At 62.1% G+C, this 19,668-nt stretch carries 19 protein-coding genes; 7 read left to right on the top strand and 12 right to left on the bottom strand.

What is annotated here, in order from left to right; all coding sequences use genetic code 11:
- Positions 1–182: 182 nt before the first annotated feature.
- Entirely contained in the window at positions 183–1,529 is a 1,347-nt protein-coding gene (locus AB5Y95_RS19910; RefSeq protein WP_005304013.1) for a UDP-glucose/GDP-mannose dehydrogenase family protein, read from the top strand.
- A 425-nt stretch (positions 1,530–1,954) separates the two neighbouring features.
- Here AB5Y95_RS19910 and AB5Y95_RS19915 read toward each other — a convergent pair whose 3' ends face one another.
- The 4 genes from AB5Y95_RS19915 to AB5Y95_RS19930 all read right to left on the bottom strand — a co-directional run bounded on the left by AB5Y95_RS19915 (position 1,955) and on the right by AB5Y95_RS19930 (position 5,113).
- On the bottom strand, positions 1,955–2,197 hold the full coding sequence (locus AB5Y95_RS19915) for a YheU family protein (RefSeq protein ID WP_019840225.1): 243 nt from the start codon (positions 2,195–2,197) through the stop codon (positions 1,955–1,957).
- A gap of 107 nt (positions 2,198–2,304) precedes the next feature.
- On the bottom strand, positions 2,305–3,288 hold the full coding sequence (locus AB5Y95_RS19920) for a hydrolase (protein ID WP_368161885.1): 984 nt from the start codon (positions 3,286–3,288) through the stop codon (positions 2,305–2,307).
- Positions 3,289–3,344: 56 nt separating this feature from the next.
- Positions 3,345–4,244, bottom strand: coding sequence for a chemotaxis protein (locus tag AB5Y95_RS19925; protein ID WP_005304001.1), 900 nt, complete (start codon positions 4,242–4,244; stop codon positions 3,345–3,347).
- Positions 4,245–4,426: 182 nt separating this feature from the next.
- Positions 4,427–5,113, bottom strand: a complete 687-nt coding sequence (locus tag AB5Y95_RS19930) for a hypothetical protein (RefSeq protein ID WP_368161886.1) — start codon at positions 5,111–5,113, stop codon at positions 4,427–4,429.
- Positions 5,114–5,152: 39 nt separating this feature from the next.
- Between AB5Y95_RS19930 and AB5Y95_RS19935 the strand changes: the two genes are divergently transcribed.
- Together AB5Y95_RS19935 and AB5Y95_RS19940 are read left to right on the top strand one after the other, a co-directional pair.
- Entirely contained in the window at positions 5,153–5,359 is a 207-nt protein-coding gene (locus AB5Y95_RS19935) for a YheV family putative zinc ribbon protein (protein WP_005303994.1), read from the top strand.
- A 232-nt stretch (positions 5,360–5,591) separates the two neighbouring features.
- Positions 5,592–6,230, top strand: coding sequence for a peptidylprolyl isomerase (locus AB5Y95_RS19940; RefSeq protein ID WP_005303992.1), 639 nt, complete (start codon positions 5,592–5,594; stop codon positions 6,228–6,230).
- 62 nt (positions 6,231–6,292) lie between these two features.
- On the opposite strand, the gene AB5Y95_RS19945 is transcribed toward AB5Y95_RS19940, so the two are convergent.
- On the bottom strand, positions 6,293–6,508 hold the full coding sequence (locus tag AB5Y95_RS19945) for a SlyX family protein (protein ID WP_005303987.1): 216 nt from the start codon (positions 6,506–6,508) through the stop codon (positions 6,293–6,295).
- 14 nt (positions 6,509–6,522) lie between these two features.
- On the bottom strand, positions 6,523–7,491 hold the full coding sequence (locus AB5Y95_RS19950) for a WD40 repeat domain-containing protein (RefSeq protein ID WP_010634893.1): 969 nt from the start codon (positions 7,489–7,491) through the stop codon (positions 6,523–6,525).
- Between the two features lie 119 nt (positions 7,492–7,610).
- Here AB5Y95_RS19950 and fkpA point away from each other — a divergent pair, with 119 nt between their 5' ends.
- Together fkpA and AB5Y95_RS19960 are read left to right on the top strand one after the other, a co-directional pair.
- Complete coding sequence (gene fkpA / locus AB5Y95_RS19955; RefSeq protein WP_005303977.1) at positions 7,611–8,417, top strand: FKBP-type peptidyl-prolyl cis-trans isomerase; 807 nt, start codon at positions 7,611–7,613, stop codon at positions 8,415–8,417.
- A 139-nt stretch (positions 8,418–8,556) separates the two neighbouring features.
- Positions 8,557–9,963: a sigma-54 dependent transcriptional regulator gene (locus AB5Y95_RS19960; RefSeq protein WP_017763901.1), complete on the top strand. Its 1,407-nt coding sequence runs from the start codon at positions 8,557–8,559 to the stop codon at positions 9,961–9,963.
- An 81-nt stretch (positions 9,964–10,044) separates the two neighbouring features.
- On the opposite strand, the gene AB5Y95_RS19965 is transcribed toward AB5Y95_RS19960, so the two are convergent.
- The 6 genes from AB5Y95_RS19965 to AB5Y95_RS19990 all read right to left on the bottom strand — a co-directional run bounded on the left by AB5Y95_RS19965 (position 10,045) and on the right by AB5Y95_RS19990 (position 16,548).
- Positions 10,045–10,914 (bottom strand): tetratricopeptide repeat protein, encoded by an 870-nt coding sequence (locus AB5Y95_RS19965; RefSeq protein WP_368161887.1) that lies wholly within the window; start codon positions 10,912–10,914, stop codon positions 10,045–10,047.
- A 113-nt stretch (positions 10,915–11,027) separates the two neighbouring features.
- Entirely contained in the window at positions 11,028–11,363 is a 336-nt protein-coding gene (locus tag AB5Y95_RS19970; protein WP_017763903.1) for a hypothetical protein, read from the bottom strand.
- A gap of 126 nt (positions 11,364–11,489) precedes the next feature.
- Positions 11,490–11,831 (bottom strand): DUF2956 domain-containing protein, encoded by a 342-nt coding sequence (locus AB5Y95_RS19975; protein ID WP_017763904.1) that lies wholly within the window; start codon positions 11,829–11,831, stop codon positions 11,490–11,492.
- Between the two features lie 86 nt (positions 11,832–11,917).
- Entirely contained in the window at positions 11,918–13,756 is a 1,839-nt protein-coding gene (locus AB5Y95_RS19980; protein ID WP_368161888.1) for a bifunctional UDP-sugar hydrolase/5'-nucleotidase, read from the bottom strand.
- Between the two features lie 233 nt (positions 13,757–13,989).
- Positions 13,990–15,531, bottom strand: a complete 1,542-nt coding sequence (locus AB5Y95_RS19985; protein ID WP_368161889.1) for an EAL domain-containing protein — start codon at positions 15,529–15,531, stop codon at positions 13,990–13,992.
- A gap of 159 nt (positions 15,532–15,690) precedes the next feature.
- Entirely contained in the window at positions 15,691–16,548 is an 858-nt protein-coding gene (locus AB5Y95_RS19990) for a Tim44 domain-containing protein (RefSeq protein WP_017784371.1), read from the bottom strand.
- A 445-nt stretch (positions 16,549–16,993) separates the two neighbouring features.
- Between AB5Y95_RS19990 and dnaB the strand changes: the two genes are divergently transcribed.
- Both dnaB and alr read left to right on the top strand, forming a co-directional pair.
- Entirely contained in the window at positions 16,994–18,388 is a 1,395-nt protein-coding gene (dnaB, locus tag AB5Y95_RS19995) for a replicative DNA helicase (protein WP_010673258.1), read from the top strand.
- Positions 18,389–18,564: 176 nt separating this feature from the next.
- The gene (gene alr, locus AB5Y95_RS20000; protein ID WP_368161890.1) at positions 18,565–19,638 is read left to right on the top strand and encodes an alanine racemase; all 1,074 of its coding nucleotides are present in this window, start codon (positions 18,565–18,567) and stop codon (positions 19,636–19,638) included.
- The last annotated feature ends 30 nt before the right edge of the window (positions 19,639–19,668 follow it).

Genomic DNA, 19,668 nt, shown 5'->3' on the forward strand with positions numbered 1-19,668 from the left:
TTGGGCTCCCCCAAACTGTTTTACTCAACATACGGATATAAAAGCGGGCCTGCAATGGTCCAGAAACAGCTGGTAACAATTAACTGGTGCGGACATCTTAGGTAGTGTGATAAATATTTATAACCCCCCAAACCTACTGTTTTTCCAAATTACAAATTCTCTGACATTCTGGTTGTATCAATATGAACATTACTGTATTTGGAAGTGGCTACGTGGGCCTGGTTCAGGCCACCGTGCTGGCCGACGTCGGTCACCAGGTCATCTGTGTCGATGTCGATGAACAGCGGGTGGCTGCCCTGATGGACGGTCATGTCCCTATCTATGAACCCGGGCTCGACACCCTGCTGCAACGCAATATCAAGAGCGGCGCCCTGGTGTTCACCACGGATGCCGTACAGGCCGTCGAACACGGTGATGTGCAGTTTCTGGCAGTGGGGACACCACCGGGGGAAGATGGCTCCGCCGATCTCAGCCACGTGCTGACGGTGGCCGAAACCATCGCCCGGCATCGTGACCGGCCCGTCATCATAGTCAACAAGTCGACCGTGCCGGTGGGCACCGCCGACAAGGTGACCGCCAGGGTGAAGAGCATCTTGCAGCAGCGGGATCAGTCGTTCGCCTTCGACGTGGTCTCCAACCCCGAATTCCTGAAAGAGGGCTCCGCCATCCAGGATTGCCTGCGGCCGGATCGCATCGTGGTGGGCACCGCCAACGAGGCTTCCCGCCAGTTGATGCGCGAGCTCTACGAGCCGTTCAACCGCAACCATGACCGCATCCTGTTCATGGATGTGCGCAGCGCCGAGCTGACCAAGTACGCCGCCAACTGCATGCTGGCCACCAAGATAAGCTTCATCAACGAGATGGCCGGACTGGCCGAGCGGGTCGGCGCCGACATCGAGATGGTGCGCCAGGGGATAGGCTCGGATCAGCGCATCGGCTATCAGTTCATCTACCCGGGTTGTGGCTATGGTGGCTCCTGTTTTCCCAAGGATGTCAAAGCCTTGCTGGCCACGGCCCAGGAGCTGGAGTACGACACGCCGCTGATCCGGGCGGTGGAGCGGGTCAACGAATTGCAAAAGTCGCGGCTGTTTCAGCTGCTGTCAGCGTTCTTCCGCTCCGAAGGGGAGACCCTGGCCGGCAAGACCATCGCCCTGTGGGGGCTGGCGTTCAAGCCCAACACGGACGACATGCGCGAGGCGCCGAGCCGGGCCCTGATGGAGGCGCTGTGGCAGGCCGGTGCGATCGTGCAGGCCTACGATCCCGAGGCGATGCAGGAGGCCCAGCAGATCTACGGCAACTGCGACAAGCTGCGCTTGATGGGCACCAAGGAGGCCGCCCTGTTTGGTGCGGATGCTCTGGTGATCTGCACCGAGTGGAACCACTTCAAGGCCCCCAACTTTGCCGCCATCAAGCAGGCGTTGAAGCGACCCCTGATCGTGGATGGTCGCAATCTGTTTGATCCGGGCCGCATGAAAGATCATGGGTTCCATTATTACGCCATCGGCCGGGGCGAATCAGTAATGAAATAACATCTTGTCATATCGGGCCACCATCAATAATCAGCTGTGTGGCGGATTAATCTGCTGGATATTGGCTGAAGCGAGATATTGCTCTCACTATTTTTATGGTGAGGGCGAGTTTTGTCATATTAATTTAATATTGTGAACCGCTTCACTTTATTTATTCTATTTTGTCGATACGGCCCGGCGCTTAATTATTGCGGTCACCCTTGTCGTTATCCGCTATCAGGGAGAGAGGACAGGCCGCGCCAGGGGCGCAGGGTGTTTGCAGAACAGGCATGAACAAGATTTGGCAAGGTGGCAGCAATGCCAGTCAACATGGCCCTGCGCAGTTGCGCAGGGCCATGTTGTTTTATCGGGGGCAGGGAGACCTGGCGGGAACAGACAGGGAGAAGGGCGGCCAGGGTGGCAGGCCCGCAACGGCAATGGGCAGGCTATTGCGGTAGGTCGTCCACCTGCGCCCTGTCGAGGGTCGCCTTGGGCATTATGTTCACGCTCTCGTGCAGCTCACTGTACACGATCACCGCCACGCCCTGCTGCAGCTGCGTTCTGACATCGTCGACCTTGTCGGCCAGACTGACATCCTGTTCGCCATACTCGGTGCCTTCCTGCAGCACGAAGTGCTCGAGCAGGTTGTTGAGGGTGTCTGCATCCAGCTCTTGCCAGGGGATTATCATGGTTTCATCTTCCGTTACCAGAGAGCGGGTATTGTCTATCTGTGGTCGGCCAGCGCAAGGGATTTATCTGGCCGCCCGCCGATGAGGTGAGAGAGCAGCCGCCATGGTTACCGGCCCGAACCTTGAGTCTGCTCCTGCAGCCACTGGCTGATCCGCTCTTCCAGCCAGAATCTTGGCCGCCAGGGGGTACCGTGCAGGAAGCCCACGTGGCCGCCCCGCCGGCTCAGCTCGTAACGCACCATGGGGGAGAGCTGCTCCGCCTGCGGGATCACCGCCTCGGTCATGAAGGGGTCGTCGGCGGCGTGGATCACCAGGGTGGGGATGGGGATTTGCGCCAGCATCCCCAGGCCCGAGCAGCGCTGGTAGTAGTGATCGGCGCTGTCAAAACCGTGCAGCGGCGCCGTGACCTGCTCGTCGAAGTCGCGCAGGGTGGCGATGGCGCGCACCTGCTGCGGCTGCCAGCGGGCGCTGGCCGCCGCCTGTCGCCGGATCTTCTGCTGCAGGTTGTGGCGCATGGTGCCCAGCAGATAACGCTGATAGACCCGCGAGAAGCCCTGATTGACCCGATCGGCGCAGCTGTCCAGCCGCAGCGGCGCCGAGATCACCACCGCCGCCTTCAGCTCGCGCGGGCAGGCGCGCGCCAGCAGATTGACCAGCATGTTGCCCCCCAGCGAATAGCCGATGGCGATGAGCGGCTTGCCGGGAAAGCGGCGGCCGAGCTCGGCGATCACCGCCTGGGCATCCTCGATGGCACCGGAGTGATAGGCCTGCAGCAGCCGGTTTGGCTCGCCGCTGCAGCCGCGAAAGTGCATCAGCACCGCCTCGTTGCCCTGGCGTTGCAGGTGGGCGAACAGCCCCTTGGCATAGTGGGAGTGAATGCTTCCCTCCAGCCCGTGAAACAGCACGATGAGCGGTCGCTCATCCCGGCTGATCTCGCCGCTCCAGGCGAGATCGACGAAGTCGCTGTCCGCCAGCTCGAAGCGCTCGGCCACGAAGCGGGCCGGCTGGCGGCGCAGCCACTTGGGCAGGATGGTTTGCAGGTGGGGATTGCGTGCCCACCAGGGGGCGTGAAAGTGGCTTTCGATCAGCATGCTGGGTCCGGGACAGAAAAGGAAACGGCGAGCAGCCGGGCTGCTCGCCGTCGGGATCAGGCCGGCAGGCTGTCGTGGTGCTCGGCACCGCGCAGCATGGCCTGGATCAGCTCGTTGGCTTCAAACTTGGTCAGCGCCTCGTGGGCACCCACCTGGTGGGCCCGCTCCACGCTGATCTCGCTCGAGAGCGAGGTGTGCAGGATGATGTAGGCACCCGCCAGCTTGGCGTCGCTCTGCACCTCGAAGGCCAGCTCGTAGCCGTCCAGCCCCGGCATCTCGATGTCGCTCACCAGGATGTCGATGGGGGTCTTCTGGGCGGCACGGGTCTGCATCAGGGTCAGCGCATCCTTGCCGTTGGTGCACACCTCGTAGGGGATGTTGATGTAGTCCAGCGCCGCCATCAGCTGGCGGCGGGCGACCGAGGAGTCATCCACCAGCAGGATCCGCATCGGCTTGATCCGCTCCCGCTGCACGTCGGTCAGCACCGGGTAGAGGTGACTGGGGTCGTCCGGGTAGACCCGGGAGAGGATCAACTCCACGTCCAGCAGCTGGATCAGCTGGTCATTGACCCGGGTCACGCCGGTCACGAACACGTTGTGACCGAGGGAGGCGGGGGGCGGCGCTATGTCGCGCCAGTTGCATTCGGTGATCTTGTCGATGCCGCGCACCAGAAAGCCCACCAGGGTGCGGCGGCAGTCGGTGATGATGATGAAGCAGTGCGGCATCTCTTCCTGGCTGATCGGGCGATAACCCACCGCCATGGCCATGTCGATCACCGGGATGGTAGTGCCACGCATGCTGGCGGCGCCGAGCACGGTCGGGTGCGAGTGCGGCATGGCCGTCAGCTGGGTGTAGGGCACTATCTCTTTTACCTTGAGGGTGCCGATGGCGAAGGATTGCTTGGCCGAGAGATGAAACAGCAACATGCCCTGGGATTGGTTGGCCTTGCTTTTCATGGCAGATGTCCTGTGAGTCAAAACGGTATCAGTCGATTCAGGCCCCTAGCATAAAGGATTATAGGAGAAATGGCCCTTCCGTTATTAACGACCGTTTGCCGTAAAACTGGACTCATTTCATCCATTTATTGCGGCGATCCGCCCTGGTGCGAACCGCCGGGGGCCGAGCTGCGAGGGGGCGGTCAGACCGCGAGCAGGGTCGCCAGCGGGCAGCCGAGCCACTGCTGGCAGGCGCGATCGAGGGCGCGCTCATCCTCGTAACCGAGCTTGCTCGCCACCTGGGGAGCCTTGCTGCCGCTCTTGAGCAGACGCACCGCCTGCAGCAGCTGCCACTGCGCCCGCAGGGCATCGGCCGCCAATGCCGGTTCGCTGAGACCGCGCTGCGCCAGCGCCTGCTGCCATGCCTCGTTGCCGCCAGCCTGGCCAGCGGCCAACCCCTGCCAGGCGGTCTGCAGCGCAACATCCGCCTGCGACTGGATGGGGCAGCCCTGCAGCTCGTCGAGCAGCACCTGCAGCCGGTGACCGTAGGCGCCGTGCCAGTCGCGGGGGCGCTGCCAGTCGGCCAGGCTGTCGAACAGGGGATCCAGCAGCGGGCCGGGTTGCAGCCAGCCCGCCTGGGCGGGCTGGTCGACACGCACCGAGCAGGTCAGCAGATCGTAACGGCAGCCGGCCAGCGGGCTGAACGCGGCAAGGGCATCGGCACAGAGCCAGAAGTGGCTTCCCGCCGTCAGCAGCAGCTCATGGGCGCCGAGTCGCAGCAGCGCCGCACCCCGTGCAATCCGCAGCAGTTGCCCTGCCGGCACGCGTTTGCGAACGCCAACTTGCAGATGGGGGGTGAAAAAATGCTGATGTTCGATGGCGTGATGCATGTAAAAACCCTGATATGATGCTGCCCGGAGGTAACGAAAATGGAAACCAGACGTAAAAAACGCTTCATTGCCGGAGCTGTCTGCCCGGCGTGCGGCAAAATGGACACCATGATGCTGTATATGGAGCATGGAGTCGAGAAGGTGACCTGCGTCGAGTGCGGGGACACCCAGGTGCAGACCGAGGCCGAGGTGGCCAGGGTAACCCGCGAGACCGAGCAGGTGATCGGGGTGTTTCGCCCGGAATAATGGAGGGGCAGAGCGCGGACTGTGCCTACCCCTCGGACTGATGGCGGTCGCCAGCCTGCACGGGCCAGCGCGCCGCTCACTCCCATGAGTGCCGGCCAACGGGATGGCGGGCGGCTTGGCATTGCCATCCCCTGCTGGCTTTTTCATCACGACTGAGCCGGGCCCACCATATGCTTGTCTGCCTTTTTGAGGTATTCTGGGCCCGTTTTTTTCTATCCGCAGGATCCCTGACATGAAAGTAGCTCCCCTGAGCGTGGTTACGCTGGAATACACGGTCACCGACGAACACGGTGAAGTCATCGACACCACTGTCGGTAAAGAGCCTCTGGTGTATCTGCACGGTACCCGTTATCTGGTCTCCGGCCTCGAAGCCGAGCTGGAAGGGCGCAGCGTGGGCGAGGCGTTCGACGTCACCCTGACGCCGAGCCAGGCCTATGGCGAGTACGACGAGAACCTGGTGCAAGAAGTGCCGGGCGAGCTGTTCGACGGCATGGAAGTGTCTGAAGGGGATACTTTTGTGGCCGAGACCGACGAAGGTCACCGTCCGGTGACCGTGGTCGAAGTGTCCGAAGAGTTCGTCAAGGTGGATGGCAACCATCCGCTGGCCGGCGTGACCCTGGGCTTCAAGGTCGAGATCAAGGACGTGCGCGCCGCCACTGCCGAAGAGCTGGCCCATGGCCATGTGCACGGTGCCGGTGGTTGCGGTCACGATCATGGCCACGACCACGATCATGGTCACGACCATGAGCACGGCGGTTGCTGCGGCGGTGGCCATCACGGCCACGATCACGGTCATGACCACGGCGACGACCATGGTCACGGCGGCTGCTGCGGTGGCGGCGGTTGCGGTGGCAAGGGCCATCAGCACTGATCACGGCGTTGCCGATGATAAAAAAACCCGCGCCTGGCGCGGGTTTTTTTATGGCTGCGCACTCAGTAGTGCGGCGGCGGGGTCTCTTCGGCCATGCTGGCGATCTGGCTTGGCTGCACGCTCTGCAGCTTGTCCACCAGCAGCTGGATCCGATGCTTGAGCCGATCCAGCTCGCGCCCCTGGGTTGTGACCTCCTCGTTGAGCTGCTCCACCGTGTATTCGGCGAAGGCGAGGCGGCTTTCCAGGGTTTCGAGGCGATCGTTTAATTGCTGACTCATGGGCCTTTTGGTCCTTACTTGATAGTCCAGATTTCGGCCAGGCCGCTGGAGCTGGCACTGACAAGGTGGCTATTGTCGCGCAAAGCCACGCCGTAGACCACTGCGCTCGGCGGTTTCACCTTGGGATGGGGCGAGACGCGCCAGCTCTGCAGCAGGCTGCCGTCGCTCACCTGCCACAGGGAGAGCTGGCGGGAGGGGGCGCCGGTGATGAGCCACTTGCCGTCGTTGGCAAAGCGCGCCGTGGTGTAGACCTCGAAGCGGTGATCGAACTGCAGCCGGCTCAGCTCCTTGCCGGTTTTCAGATCCCAGATGCTGGCCTGGCGGCTGTCGGCGGTGAAGGCGAGCCGTCCGCTCGGGTCGAGCCGGGCCAACACCACCCGCCCCGCGTGGTTGAAGCGCCACACCACCTGGCCTGAGCGGGTATCCCACAGGTAGGCGCTGTAGTCGTTGCCGCCGGTGAGGGCGTAACGGCCGTTGGGGGAGATGTCGACTGTGTTGACCTGCTCGGTGTGGCCGAGGAATTGCAATCTGCGGCCGGTGCGGGTGTCCACCACCTCCGCCTTGCCGTCTTCCCGGCCGATCAGCACCTGGCGGCCGTCGGCGGAGAGGGCGATGTCCCTCAGCCTGGATTCAGGAAGCGAATAGTAGCCTTGGGACTGGCCATCCTTGAGGCGCCAGATCCCGAAGGTATTCAGGCTGGCGGTCACGGCGTGGCTGTTGTCCGCCGAGAAGCGGGTAATGATGACGAAGTCGTCCGGATTGTCGGACTGGCGCCAGCGCCAGCGCTCCTTGTCCTGCTCCAGGTCCCACACTACCGTGCCCTGGCCTAGGCTGGAGACGATGGCCTGCTTGCCGTCACTGGCCAGATCGGCGCTCAGCAGCCCCTGGCTGGCGAGGGTCAGTTGCCGGTCCGGCGATGAGCTCTGTTCGCAGCCTGTCAGTATCAGGCAAACCGCGACGAGATAAATGGCACTTTTTATCATTTTTCCTGTCTCATGCTTTCGTTACCTGCGATCACGGCGTTAGTATAAGGCGCTTATCACGATAAACCTCTCATTTCACGAAGGAACCGAGAGCGGTATTTAGAGTTTTGGAGAAACTGATGAACAATTTTCTGAAGGTGTCCCTGTTGGCTGCGGCGGTTGCCGTAGGTCTGACTGCTTGCCAAAAAGACGAGAAGACTGCTGCGAATACCGCAGAGGTCAAGGCAGAAGCCAGCAAGCCGGCAGAGGCCCCCAAGGCTGAAGCCAAGAGCTTTGAAGAGCAATCCGGCTATGCAATTGGCCTCTCCATGGGTCGTTATATCGCCAATACCCTGGAGCGCCAGCAGGAGCTCGGCATCAAGCTGGACAATGCCGTGATCCTGAAGGGCGTCACCGACGGTCTGGGCAAAGAAGCCAAGATGACCGACGAGGATATCCAGAAGGTTCTGCAGCAATACGATGCCAAGATCAACGAGCTGACCAAGGCCAAGGCTGACAAGGATGCGGTGGAAAACCTGAAGAAGGGTGAAGAGTACCTGGCCGCCAACGCCAAGAAAGAGGGCGTGAAGAGCACCGAATCCGGCCTGCAATACCAGGTCGAGAAGATGGGTACCGGCGCCAAGCCGAAGGCCACCGACATCGTCAAGGTACACTACACAGGTACCCTGACCGACGGCACCAAGTTTGACAGCTCCGTCGATCGCGGCGAGCCGGCCACCTTCCCGCTCAACCAGGTGATCCCGGGTTGGACCGAAGGCGTGCAGCTGATGCCGGTTGGTTCCAAGTTCAAGTTCTTCCTGCCGTCCAAGCTGGCCTATGGCGAGCACGGTGCAGGCTCCATCCCGGCCAACGCCGTGCTGGTGTTCGACGTTGAGCTGCTGGCCATCGAGAAGCCGGCTGCCGATGGCGAGAACGCCAAGAAGTAAACGGCCCGCGTTGAAAAAACGGCTCCTTAGGGAGCCGTTTTTGCTTGTATATCCTGCCGAATGGCGGGATAAAAGAGAGAGTCGCCAACTGTGCTAAGATGGCGAAATAGACAACAAAATCAATTGCAAGGATGGCGCCGTGGCGGAAAGCAAACCCCGAGTCCTGCTGGTGGAAGATACCCGCAGTCTGGCAGTGGTCTATGAACAGTATCTGGCCCAGGATGGCTATGAGGTGCTGCGGGCCGACTGTGGCCAGCAGGCCCTGGCCCAGCTGCTGAGCAGCCCGCCCCCCGTGGTGCTGCTGGATCTCGAGCTGCCCGACATGTCCGGCATGGACATTCTGCAGCAGATCACCGAACAGCAGCTGCCCTGCTCGGTGGTGGTGATCACCGCCCACGGCTCGGTGGACGTGGCGGTGGAGGCGATGCGGCTTGGTGCCTTCGACTTTCTGACCAAGCCATTTGACGGCAAGCGGCTGTGCGCCACCGTTCGCAACGCCTTCAAGCACCAGCAACTCAGCTCGCTGGTGGCCCAGTACCGGGAGAACTTCGAGCGCAGCTCGTTTGCCGGTTTCATCGGTGCCTCCATGCCGATGCAGGCGGTCTATCGCATCATAGAGAGCGCGGCGCCAAGCAAGGCGACCGTGTTCATCACCGGCGAGAGCGGCACCGGCAAGGAGGTGTGCGCCGAGGCCATCCACCAGTGCAGCCCGCGTCGCGAGCAACCCTTCATCGCCCTCAACTGCGCCGCCATTCCCCATGACCTGATGGAGAGCGAGATCTTCGGTCACGTGAAGGGGTCATTCACCGGCGCCCAGGGGGATCGCAAGGGGGCGGCCAGCCTGGCGGATGGCGGCACCCTGTTCCTCGACGAGATCTGCGAGATGGATCTCGATCTGCAGAGCAAGCTGCTGCGCTTCATCCAGACCGGCACCCTGCAGCGGGTCGGCAGCGGCAAGCTGGAGACGGTGGACGTGCGCTTCGTCTGCGCCACCAACCGGGATCCCCTGGTGGAGGTGAAGGCGGGACGTTTTCGCGAGGATCTCTACTACCGGCTGCACGTGATCCCGCTGAGCCTGCCGCCCCTGCGCGAGCGGGGCGAGGACATACTGCTGCTGGCGCGCAACCTGTTGCAGAGCTACGCCAAGGAAGAGAGCAAGCGTTTCAAGGATTTCGATGCCGAGGCGGCGCGGGTGCTGCTCGACTACCCCTGGCCCGGCAACGTGCGCGAGCTGCAGAACGTGGTACGCAACATAGTGGTGCTCAACGATCGCGAGCTGGTGAGCCCTGACATCTTGCCGCCGCCCCTCAACGGCAGCCGGGGTGGCCTGCCGCTGGCGGTATCCGCACCGGCGCCGGTCGGCAGCACCGAGCCTGTGATGTCGAATGCCCCGATCCGCCCGCTCTGGCTGGTGGAAAAAGAGACCATAGAGCAGGCCATCGCCAGCTGTGACGGCAACATTCCCAAGGCGGCGGCCCTGCTGGAGATCAGCCCCTCCACCATCTATCGCAAGAAACAGAGCTGGGAGGAGGCGAGCCTGGTCTGACGTCCTGGGGCTACCCCCTCGGGGGATGAAGCATGCGGGGCGGCCCATTGGCCGCCCCGCTGCGTTTCTGACGATGGTTGACTAGAGCTTGCCCAGCGCCTTGAGCCTGGCCAGCCGCTCGGCCTCGTTGGCCTTGAGCCAGCGATCCTGCGACAGCAGAAACCAGGCGCGGGCGAAGTATTCGGCGGCGGCCGGATCATCCAGCGCCAGCGCATTCTCCCCCAGCTCTTCGAACACATAGCCATCCTCGGGCGCGCCTGCGGCGGCCATGTCGTCCTTCAGCTGGGTCAGCTCGGCCCGGGCCTGCTCGTGTTGTTCCTGGGCTCGGCTCAGGCGGGCCAGACTCCAGCGGGCGATAAAGGCCTTGGCCTGATTGTGGTGCTGCTCGTGCCAGGCCAGGCATTTTTGCTGACATTGACGGGCCTCATCCAGCCGGCCCAGTTCGAACAGGGTCCAGCCCTGATTGTTGTAGAGGGTGGCGAGCCAGCCGCGCACCTTTGGATCCTGACTGCGCTCCGCCAGCTCCATCGCCAGCTGATGCCAGCGGTTCTGCTCCTCCAGCGGGGCGGCGATGGCCACCATGTGGGCCGCATCGATGGCGAGATAGAGCTCCTTGTGCTTGAGCCCAAGCTGCCACGCCTGTTCAAACAGCGTCCTGGCGCTGGCCTTGTCGCCGGCGGAGTTGAAGGTGCGGCCGCGCTCCAGCAGGGCGCGCAGGCGGGCCCGCGGGGTCGCTTCGGTGAGGCGGGGCTCTATCTCATCGAGCAGCTGGTGCGCCTCGGCAAACTGGCGTTGCAGCGAATGGGTGCGGGCTATCTGGGTGAGCAGTTCCAGCTCGTATTGCAGGTCGGCGGCGGCGCGCGCCTCGGGCAGCAGAGCATGAAAACGCAGGGCGGTGGCGGCGGGGTCCTTGTAATCCCACTGCGCCATGAAATCAGGCGGATTGTCCATCTGGCCTCCTTGCTGGCGATCCTTTCACCAAGATGCCTGCAAGCCATTGTTTGTACAAGGGGCCCTCGTCACAGAGCGCCCCTTGAGTCATGGCAACGGCAGTAGCCAGCCGGTCAGTAGACCATGGCCAGGCTCATCAGCATCAGGCCGAGGGCGGCGAAGGCTCCCTCCTTGATGGCGAGGCGCGGCACCAGTGCCTTGGGCAGAGCCGGAAACAGGCTGAGGGCAAAGCCGAGCCCCGGCATCAGCCAGTGGAAGGCCGGGTTGCGCAGGCTCGGGTCTGCCGCACTATTGATGATGATGAGCAGAATGAAGAGGGTGAAGGCGGGCAGGATGAACCAGCGGGCGCTGCCGGCCGCGACCGCTCGCAGCGGCGAGATGCGATAGAGCAGCAGGGTCACGATAAACAGCACCAGGGGGGCCAACAGGTAGAGGGGAGCCGGGTTCATAACGGGTATCCTGAAAAAGGGGGGTAAACAGCAGTGGCGGGATTTAATCAGCCCGCAGCCGGGATGACCAGCCACAAGGGCCCGGGCTGTGAAGAAGATCCCAGGCAAAGGTTTGCCGGCGGCGTCTCAGCGCAGCCAGTACCAGGCGGCAAAGCCGAGCCAGCTCAATACCAGCAGCAGCCAGGGCAGGGGATGCTGGCGGGTCACTTCCACCAGTTCGACGATGTCGTCCTGCTCCTCATCCTGCTGCGCTGGGTGAGACTGTTTGGCCTTGGCCTGCAGTTTTTTCTGGCGATTGGCCTCGCGGGCCCGCGCTTTCATCTGCTTCTTGTATTCGTCTATGCCTTTCTGGATCCCCTGGGCGATCAGCTGGGTCTGCTCCTTGGTCTGTCCCGGTTTCTGGTTGGCGCGGGCAATTTTCATCGCCTCCTGCTGGGTCTCGGGGGAAATTTTGTCGTACTTCGCCATCAAAGGGTCTCCTCGGCATCGATTGGCAGGGAGTATGCCATAAAAACGGCGCCCTCAGGCGCCGTTGCAACAGCTTGTGAGCCGGATCAGGGCTTGTAGTAGGTCACGGTCGCATAGGGCAGCGGATTGAGGGTGCCATGGGACTCGGCGTACTCCATGAACATCTCGTTCTCGCCCACGCCGGAGTCGACGTAGTCACCCTTGTTGGGCAGCTCTTCGCGTTTGAGCAGACCGCTGTAGCCATCCTTGCCGGAAGCGATGTAGGTGTTGGCACCAACGCGGTAGACCTTCTCGTCATCCAGCGGCAGCCACTGGCCGTTGGCGTCCAGCATCTCCAGCTTGGTGATGCGGGAGCCCTTGGCCAGCTTGCCGTCGTAGGTGTAGCTCAGGTGACCGACGTAGGGGAAGGCACCGCTGGAGGCGGCGATCCCGGTCTCCAGACCGATGGAGTAGTCAACGGCGTACTCCAGGGTGGCACGCACGTCCTTGCCCTTGAGGTTGAAGGCGGCGATCTTGTTGCCAAACGGCAGCAGGGTCCCCATCACGTAACCGACCGAGAGCGGGCCCGCGTTCACGTCGGCACGCACGCCACCGGCGTTTTGGATGGTGAAGTCCACCTTGGTGTTGAGCTTGTTGAGCTTCCAGTAGAGGGATTCGGCCACCAGGGGATCGATCAGGCCGGCGCCGTCCGGGGTGGTCGGCACGCGCACGTGGGGCAGCTTGGTCGGCACGTCGGCGATGATCTTGGCCTCGAGCTCGGCCACGGCCGGCTTGTACTCGGTGTCGATCACGTCGCGCATGGCGGTGTCTTCCGGCACGATCTCGATGACCGGGGACTTGCTGATGAAGTCGACCACGTTGGTCTGCTCGGTGCCGCTCAGCGGCACCTTCTTCTTGGCCACTTCCTTGGTGAAGTCGTCGCCGGTCATCAGGGTGTTGCGCCCTTCACACTTGGTGAGCTCGCCTTCCTTGCTCAGGGAGACGTTGACCAGGCCGTAGCCCTTGGCCCATTCGCCGGCCTGCACGATACAAGTCTTGCCGCCGTCCGGGTTGTTGACGATCTGGGCATAGGTGTTGTCGTCGGCCGGGTTCTGGTTGTGGGCGGTGTAGCCGATGCTGTTGAGCTCGGTGATATCGCCGAGGAAAGTCTGGGAGTGACCGCCGACGATCAGGTCGATGCCGTTGACGGCCTTGGCGACCGCCTGGTCATTTTGCAGACCGATATGGGTGACCATGATGATCTTGTTGGCACCCTTGGACTTGAGGGTATCGACCATTTTCTGGGCGGTCTCAATCATCGGCAGGAATTGGGTGTCTTTGTCCGGTGAGGAAATATCATGCATATTTTCCAGCACCAGTCCGAAAATACCCACGCTCTCGCCATTGACTTCCTTAATGACATATTCGTGAATATTCTCGCTGTCCTTCAGGGTGGCGCTACTGGATTTCACCATATTGGAAGCCAATACCGGGAAATTCACCCGTGAGACGAAGTCTTTAATTGCCTGGTTGCCCAGATCGAATTCATGGTTGCCGAGCACCATGGCATCGATACCCATGTCGGAGAGCAGTCGGGACTCCTCTTCCCCCTTGAACTGGGTGAAGTAGAGGGTGCCCTGGAAGGCGTCACCACCGTTGAGCACCATGAAGTTGCGGCCTTCGCTGGCCGCCTGGCTGCGCAGCTCGTCCAGCTTGAACTTCAGACGCGGATAGCCGCCCAGCTTGGCGTTGAACTTGAACAGCTCCTGCCCGCTCGGCTGGATCGCCAGGGCATTTTCGGTCGGGTCGAGGTGGGCGTGGGTATCATTGATGTGGGCAATGGTCAGATCCAGCGGAATATGTTCCTTGCTGCTGTTTTCTGAATTGCAGGCGGTCAGCCCGAACAGGGTAATAGAGACGGTGACGGCCAGTAGCGTCTTCTTCATCGGTAATATTCCTCTTGTTGTTATAGTCCTGTATATCGTTCCTGCATGACAGGAGTGTGGCGATTCTAGGCAAAAAGTAATAATTGGAAATAAACAGAGCTGATTCCTTTGAGCTACTGCACATTAATAAAGCAAATAAACGTTTGCGTGATTTTGCGCAGCAGGACAGGGGCGCGGCGGGGATTTTCCATCAGCACGGCGGGCGATGCAACCCTGCCGTACCCGGGCAGGATTCAGGGCGTTGAAATGATGTTCAGCCGCTGCAGAAATTGTTGCGGGGTGAGCGGGCGACCATAGAGATAGCCCTGCAGGTAGTCGACGTGACGCTCGGTGAGGAAGTCGGCCTGCTCCCGGGTCTCGACCCCCTCGGCGATGGTTTTCAACCCCAGCCGGGTCGCCAGGTTGATGGTGCTGTCGAGAATGTGGCGGGAGAGGGCGTTGGTGCCGATCATGGCGACGAAGCTCTGGTCGATCTTGAGATAGTCCACATGAAACTGCTGCAGATAGGTGAGGCTGGAGTGGCCGGTACCAAAGTCGTCCAGCCCTATCCTGACCCCCATCTGCCGCAACTCGTCAAACAGCTGCCCGGTGAGCTGGTTGGGGGTGATGAGCTCGCGCTCGGTCAGCTCCAGCACCAGGGTGACCTCGTTGGCGGCGAAGGCGGCGAGAAAGGTGCGGCAGTCATCCACCAGGCTCAACTGCTGGCAGTGACGGGCACAGATGTTGAAGCTGAAGTGGAAGCGGGGTGGCAGCGCTGCCGCATGGGGGGCGAACTGCAGCCGCACCTGCTGCATCAGGGTCTGGGTCATCAGGATGATGAGGTCGCTCTCCTCCGCCAGCGGGATGAAGAGATCCGGCCGGATCAGCCCCTGGCTGTGATGCTGCCAGCGCATCAGCACCTCGCAGCCGTGCAGCTGGCCACTCTGGCTGACGACGATGGGTTGCAGATAGGGGACGAACTCCTGCTTGATGATGGCGCGTCTGAGTTCCTGGGTCGGGGTCGAAATATGGCTCCACCAGCGGTAGGTGGCGAGGCCGGCCAGCCCTCCCAGGAGCAGGATCAGCAGTATGATGGTGCTCTGTTTTTGCAAGGTGGTGGTCAGCACGGCGCTCAGCGGAAATCCCTGATTGAGGCTGTAGTTGAATGCCGCCGAGTCGAGCCGGTAGTTGAAGCCCCGCAGCCTGGGCGGTTGGCCATCATGCACCTTGCCACGCAGGTCGAGCCACTGCTCGCCTATCTGTACCCAGCTGTGCGCCCCGGCGAGGCGCCACTGCAGCGGTTTGCTCAGGTGATAGGGGTTGATGGCGACCACCACGGCGTTGTTCCCCTCGCTCAGGTGATAAAACAGCAGCGACGGCTTGCGTCCGAGCCGGGTCACGGCCTCCAGCCTGAGCCGCTCGTGGCGATCGTCCTGCAGCCGGTCCTCGAGATCGATCTCGTCGAAGATGGAGGAGCAGTAGAGGCGGCCGTTGCGGGAGAGGTTGATCGAGCGCACATAGGGGGAGGTGGCGACCAGCACCCGCAGCTCGCGGGCCACCTCGCGACAGGGGCGGCTGGCCAGTGGCAGGGCCGCCCTGGCCGCCTGGGTCGAATGGGAGAGCGCGCTGTCGATCTGCGTGATGGCGCGCTCGGCGGCGGTCTGGGCCTGCTGCCGGGTCATCGACCAGGTTTGCCAGTAGAGGGTGGCAAGGGAGATGAGGATCAGGATGGCGCAGCAGAGCAGGCTGGCCAGGAGACGAGGCATGTTGCTGCTACGCAGAAAGGGGAACACCATGTACCACGCCTCGTGAAGGTTCAATTGAACAAAAAAAGGTCGGACATACTACACAATCACACCTCAATCTCCTAGCCACCACAAGGGGCTTCAGCGACCCACCAAAAAGCAAAGGCGGCCCGCAGGCCGCCTTTATCCGTCATCACTGGCTGGTCGAGCTTACAGCTGCTCGATGCCGACGATGTGCCAGGGAGCATTGTCCTTGGCCAGGTTGCGCTCGAGGTGCCACACCTCCTTGATGTCCTCCTCAACCTGCTCCTGGCGATCCATGTAGCGGCCGCTGAAGCGCACGCTCACCTGGGCCCAGTCGCTGCCGTAGTCGGCGCGCACCAGCTGGGTATCCACATACATCACCTCGGTATGCTGCTCACCGGTCAGCTCGGCGCGGTCGGCCTTGAGCTGCTCGAACAGCTCGGGGCTGACGTATTCACGGATCTTCTCCAGATCGTTCTTGTTCCAGGCTTCCTGCAGGGTGCGGTAGTGATCGCGGGCACCGGCCAGGAAACCGTTCATGTCAAAACCTGGCGGCAGGCGGAACGGCACGTCGCTGTCGGCAAAGCCGGTGGCCTGCGGGGCGCTGTGGTTCTGCTCGAACTGCTGGGGAGCCGCACTCTGGGGCGGCTGGTAGCCGGCATAGGCCGTCTGTTGCTGTTGTGATGCCGCCATCTTGCCCTTGCGCAGGGTGCGGAATAGGAACACGCCGCCCAGTGCCAGCAGGGCGATCAGCAGGAAGTCCATCCCTTGCAGGCCTTCGAAGGCACCGCTGCCCAGCAGGTAGGCGAACAGGCCGCCGGCCAGCAGACCACCCAGCAGACCACCCATCATGCCACTTTTCTTGGGGGCCTGAGCGCCCACTGTGGGATTCTTGGTGTCGACCGGCTTGGCGGCGGGCTGGGCCGGTGCCGTCTTGTAGCTCTTGCCGAAGGATTTGCCGCCGCCAAACTTCTTGGCTTCGGCGTGAGGTGCCCCCAGGCCAATGGCCAGGATCACGGCAAACAGGGTCAGCATCTTTTTCATTTTGACTCTTTTCACTCTCGTCTGTGGGTGGGGCATGCTCTGCTTTGGCAAGCTCAGCGAGGCGCATGGCAGGCTGCATGTCCCTAAATGTGTCGCAGCTTGGGGCGATATGTACCATGATTGGCATGAATTATTCATGAACGAAGAACCACATCGTGTGGGTATCAATGGCAGGAGTGTGTCCCATGAAAAACAGACGGTTGAGCCGCAAGGAGCGCAAACTGCGTAGCAAAACCAGACAGAGCAAGGGGGAACTGACCCTGGTCTGGCCCTTTATCGTGGTTTGAGCCCCGTTTTGCGCGGCAACGGACATCAGGAGGCGATGGCAGCAACCAACAGGAGGGCGGTTGGGCCACAGAGAAGTGAATAGCGCGTATTTGCGCTCGCGATGGCGGGGTTTCTTTTGTAAAATTCCCGTCCCCTTCCCGCTGCGGTTTTTATGTGTATGGCAGAGCAAGTGACGGCGAAAAAAGACGCCAAGACACAACAGCTGAAAGTACCTCCCCACTCTTTTGAGGCCGAACAGTCCGTACTGGGCGGCCTGATGCTGGACAACGAGGCCTGGGATCGGGTCGCCGAACGGGTGATCGACAAGGATTTCTACAGCCGCCCGCACCGCCTGATCTTCCAGGCCATGACCCGCCTCTCCAATGCGGGCAACCCCATCGACCTCATCACCCTCCAGGAGGAGCTCGAGCGCTCCGAGCAACTGGAAGAGGCCGGTGGCTTCGCCTATCTGGTGGAGATCGCCAAGAACACCCCGAGTGCCGCCAACATCAGCGCCTACGCCGAGATCGTGCGTGAGCGGGCGGTGGTGCGGGAGATGATCTCGGTCGCCAACGAGATAGTCGAAGCGGGTTACGAGCCCCAGGGGCGTACCTCCAACGATCTGCTGGATCTTGCCGAGAGCAAGGTGTTCCAGATCGCCGAGCAGCGCACCAGCGCCAACGAGGGCCCCCAGCCGCTCAAGCTCATCCTCGAGCAGACCGTCGACAAGATTGAAGAGCTGTTCAAAACCCCCCACAACGGGGTGACCGGCGTCTCATCCGGCTACAACGACCTGGACAAGATGACCGCTGGCCTGCAGCGCTCGGATCTGGTCATCGTCGCGGCCCGTCCCTCCATGGGCAAGACCACCTTTGCCATGAACCTGTGCGAGCACGCGGCGCTCACCGCCGACAAGCCGGTGCTTATCTTCTCCCTCGAGATGCCCTCCGAGCAGATCATCATGCGTATGCTCGCCTCGGTGGGGCGCATCGACCAGACCAAGGTGCGGACCGGTCAGCTCGACGACGAGGATTGGGCCCGTCTCTCCTCCACCATGGGGCTGCTGCTCGAGAAGGGCAAGATGTATATCGACGACTCCTCCGGCCTGACCCCGACCGAAGTGCGCTCGCGCGCCCGTCGGGTGGCGCGGGACAACGGCGGCATCAGCATGATCATGGTGGACTACCTGCAGCTGATGCGGGTGCCGAGCCTCTCCGACAACCGTACCCTAGAGATCGGTGAAATCTCCCGCTCCCTCAAGGCGCTGGCGAAAGAGCTGCAGTGCCCGGTAGTGGCGCTCTCCCAGCTTAACCGAAGCCTGGAACAGCGCGCCGACAAGCGCCCGGTCAACTCGGATCTGCGGGAATCGGGCTCCATCGAGCAGGATGCGGACTTGATCATGTTCATCTACCGCGACGAGGTCTATCACGACGACAGTCCCGACAAGGGGATCGCCGAGATCATCATCGGCAAACAGCGTAACGGCCCGATAGGAAGAGTGCGGCTCACCTTCCAGGGGCAGTTCTCGCGTTTTGACAACTACGCGGGTCCGGCGTTTGATGATGACTACTGATCATCAGGTGACCCGCTCTGCGTGCGTCACCCTGATGATGGTAAAGAGAGTTCCATAAACAGTTTTCCCGGTTCGACAATTCTGCCGGTCCGGCCTTAGACGATGACATTTGAGGGCTGACACCACCCGGTGCCTGACGCGTTGGCGCGTTATCATGCCCTCGTAAGGGAAAACAGATGAAAGCGGCTATCGCCCAAATCAATACAGCGGCCCTGCGCCACAACCTCGCCGTGGTCAAACGCCACGCTCCCCAATGCAAGATCATTGCGGTGGTCAAGGCCAACGCCTATGGCCATGGCTTGCTGCCGGTCGCCCGCACCCTGGTGGATGCGGACGCCTACGCGGTGGCCCGCATCGAAGAGGCGCTGATGCTGCGCTCCTGCGCCGTGGTCAAGCCCATCGTGCTGCTGGAGGGCTTCTTCAGCGCCGCCGACCTGCCGGTGCTGGCGGCCAACAACCTGCAGACCGCGGTGCACACCTGGGAGCAGCTCGAGGCGCTGGAGCAGGCCGAGCTGCCTGCCCCCGTGGTGGCCTGGCTCAAGCTCGACACCGGTATGCACCGGCTCGGGGTACGGGCCGACGAGATGCCTGCCTTTATCGAACGGCTCGGCAAGTGCAAGAACGTGGTGCAGCCGTTCAACATCATGACCCACTTCAGCCGCTCCGATGAGCTGGAGCAGCCCACCACCCGCGAGCAGATCGACCTGTTCAGCCAGCTGACCGCGCCGCTCAAGGGCGAGCGGGCCATGGCCAACTCGGCGGGCATCCTGGCCTGGCCGGATTCCCACTGCGACTGGGTGCGCCCGGGCGTCATCCTCTACGGCGTCTCGCCCTTCCCCAATACGGTGGCGGCGGATTACGACCTGCAGCCGGTGATGACCCTCAAGACACAACTGATTGCGGTGCGGGATCACAAGGCGGGCGAGCCGGTGGGCTATGGCGCCAACTGGGTGTCGGATCGCGATACCCGGCTCGGGGTCATCGCCATCGGTTACGGCGACGGTTATCCACGGATGGCCCCCAACGGCACGCCTGTGTTGGTCAATGGCCGCATCGTACCCCTGGTGGGGCGGGTCTCCATGGACATGACCACGGTGGATCTCGGCCCACGCGCCACCGACAAGGCGGGCGACGAGGCGGTGCTGTGGGGTGAGGGCTTGCCGGTGGAGCGGGTGGCCGACCAGATTGGCACCATCCCCTACGAGCTCATCACCAAGCTCACCTCCCGGGTCTTTATGGAATACGTCTAGCTGCCGTGAGCACCAAACGTGAAAAAGCCC

It is taken from the genome of Aeromonas sp. R5-3 (assembly GCF_040908225.1).
Taxonomy (GTDB): Bacteria; Pseudomonadota; Gammaproteobacteria; order Enterobacterales; family Aeromonadaceae; genus Aeromonas; species Aeromonas dhakensis.

Excerpts from the sequence above, each read along its gene's own strand:
- AB5Y95_RS19910 (WP_005304013.1), top strand. The coding sequence starts at position 183 with ATGAACATTACTGTATTTGGAAGTGGCTACGTGGGCCTGGTTCAGGCC.
- AB5Y95_RS19915 (WP_019840225.1), bottom strand. The coding sequence starts at position 2,197 with ATGATAATCCCCTGGCAAGAGCTGGATGCAGACACCCTCAACAACCTG.
- AB5Y95_RS19920 (WP_368161885.1), bottom strand. The coding sequence starts at position 3,288 with ATGCTGATCGAAAGCCACTTTCACGCCCCCTGGTGGGCACGCAATCCC.
- AB5Y95_RS19925 (WP_005304001.1), bottom strand. The coding sequence starts at position 4,244 with ATGAAAAGCAAGGCCAACCAATCCCAGGGCATGTTGCTGTTTCATCTC.
- AB5Y95_RS19930 (WP_368161886.1), bottom strand. The coding sequence starts at position 5,113 with ATGCATCACGCCATCGAACATCAGCATTTTTTCACCCCCCATCTGCAA.
- AB5Y95_RS19935 (WP_005303994.1), top strand. The coding sequence starts at position 5,153 with ATGGAAACCAGACGTAAAAAACGCTTCATTGCCGGAGCTGTCTGCCCG.
- AB5Y95_RS19940 (WP_005303992.1), top strand. The coding sequence starts at position 5,592 with ATGAAAGTAGCTCCCCTGAGCGTGGTTACGCTGGAATACACGGTCACC.
- AB5Y95_RS19945 (WP_005303987.1), bottom strand. The coding sequence starts at position 6,508 with ATGAGTCAGCAATTAAACGATCGCCTCGAAACCCTGGAAAGCCGCCTC.
- AB5Y95_RS19950 (WP_010634893.1), bottom strand. The coding sequence starts at position 7,491 with ATGATAAAAAGTGCCATTTATCTCGTCGCGGTTTGCCTGATACTGACA.
- fkpA (WP_005303977.1), top strand. The coding sequence starts at position 7,611 with ATGAACAATTTTCTGAAGGTGTCCCTGTTGGCTGCGGCGGTTGCCGTA.
- AB5Y95_RS19965 (WP_368161887.1), bottom strand. The coding sequence starts at position 10,914 with ATGGACAATCCGCCTGATTTCATGGCGCAGTGGGATTACAAGGACCCC.
- AB5Y95_RS19970 (WP_017763903.1), bottom strand. The coding sequence starts at position 11,363 with ATGAACCCGGCTCCCCTCTACCTGTTGGCCCCCCTGGTGCTGTTTATC.
- AB5Y95_RS19975 (WP_017763904.1), bottom strand. The coding sequence starts at position 11,831 with ATGGCGAAGTACGACAAAATTTCCCCCGAGACCCAGCAGGAGGCGATG.
- AB5Y95_RS19980 (WP_368161888.1), bottom strand. The coding sequence starts at position 13,756 with ATGAAGAAGACGCTACTGGCCGTCACCGTCTCTATTACCCTGTTCGGG.
- AB5Y95_RS19985 (WP_368161889.1), bottom strand. The coding sequence starts at position 15,531 with ATGGTGTTCCCCTTTCTGCGTAGCAGCAACATGCCTCGTCTCCTGGCC.
- AB5Y95_RS19990 (WP_017784371.1), bottom strand. The coding sequence starts at position 16,548 with ATGAAAAAGATGCTGACCCTGTTTGCCGTGATCCTGGCCATTGGCCTG.
- dnaB (WP_010673258.1), top strand. The coding sequence starts at position 16,994 with ATGGCAGAGCAAGTGACGGCGAAAAAAGACGCCAAGACACAACAGCTG.
- alr (WP_368161890.1), top strand. The coding sequence starts at position 18,565 with ATGAAAGCGGCTATCGCCCAAATCAATACAGCGGCCCTGCGCCACAAC.